General features: G+C 49.9%; 1 protein-coding gene. It reads right to left on the bottom strand.

What is annotated here, in order from left to right:
* Positions 1-34 precede the first annotated feature (34 nt).
* The gene (locus IBT46_RS26995; protein ID WP_200548130.1) at positions 35-1,243 is read right to left on the bottom strand and encodes an IS256 family transposase; all 1,209 of its coding nucleotides are present in this window, start codon (positions 1,241-1,243) and stop codon (positions 35-37) included.
* Positions 1,244-1,314: the final 71 nt, after the last annotated feature.

The raw sequence follows: 1,314 nt of genomic DNA, 5'->3' as shown, positions 1-1,314 counted from the left end.
GAGCCTGTAAATAATTCTGTGTAACTGCCCACAGTTAAAGATGGCCGTTCAGGCGATCTCCGTACTCGATAATAAAGCGGCTCATCGCGAGCCGCCAGTTTATGATTGGCATCGTCCACTTTGTCGCCGCTGCTTCCGTTGCCAGCCAGATGACCTTCCGTACTGATTCATCCGTCGGGAACACTTTCCGTTTTTTGATTGCCTGACGGATCACGCTGTTCAGCGACTCTATCGCGTTCGTCGTGTAAATTGCACGTCGGATATCTTCCGGATAAGCGAACAACGTACTCAGATTTACCCAGTTAGCCCGCCAGCTTTTGCTGATTTGCGGATAACGTTCATCCCAGATTCTGGCGAATGCATCAAGTGCGGCAAGGCCGCTTTCTTCTGTCGGCGCGCGGTAAATCGCCTTCAGATCCCGCGTCACGGCCTTGTAATCTTTCCAGGTGACGTATTTCAGGCTGTTTCTAATCATATGGACCACACAGAGTTGAACACGTGTCTGTGGATACACGCTGTTTATCGCATCAGGGAAGCCTTTCAGGCCGTCAACGCAGGCAATCAGGATATCTTCCAGACCGCGATTTTTAAGCTCTGTCAGTACGTTCAGCCAGAACTTCGCCCCCTCGTTTTCCGCCATCCACATGCCCAGAAGCTCTTTATGGCCTTCGGTATTGATACCGAGCGCCAGGAACACCGATTTGTTTATGACGCTGTTATCCTGACGGACTTTGACTACGATGCAGTCGAGATAAACGATGGGATACAACGAGTCGAGCTGACGGTTCTGCCATTCAATGACCTGTTCCTGAACCGCATCCGTGACTTTCGATATCAGCGTGGGAGAGACATCAGCATCGTACATCTCTTTGAATGTCGCGACGATTTCACGTGTGGTCATGCCTTTGGCGTAAAGTGACAGAATTTGCCGGTCCATCTGCGTAATGCGCGTCTGGTTTTTGCGAATGAGCTGCGGTTCGAAGGAGCCTTCACGATCGCGGGGCGTCCTGATTTCAACTTCACCGTCATCGCTGAGTAACGTCTTGACAGAATAGCCGTTACGGGCGTTGCTGCCCTTTTTAGGCTGGTTTTTTTCATGTCCGAGGTGACCAGTAAGTTCAGCCCCCAGTGCCGCCTCAACGGTGAGTTTAGTGAGCATGCGGGAAAACTGATTGAGATCGGCTTCAGTCTTCAGGCCTTTTGCCAGTTCGGCTGCAAGGGCTTTGAGTTTTTGTTCATCCATAATAATTACCTGTCTCCGTGTTTTATGAACATATCAAAAACAGGCAATTACACAATTTAAATTACAGGCTC

The sequence above is a fragment of the Erwinia sp. S38 genome (assembly GCF_016624545.1).
GTDB classification, from domain to species: Bacteria; Pseudomonadota; Gammaproteobacteria; order Enterobacterales; family Enterobacteriaceae; genus Erwinia; species Erwinia coffeiphila.
The sequence above is the reverse complement of the archived record's forward strand: the minus strand, read 5'-3'. Positions and strand labels throughout refer to the sequence as shown.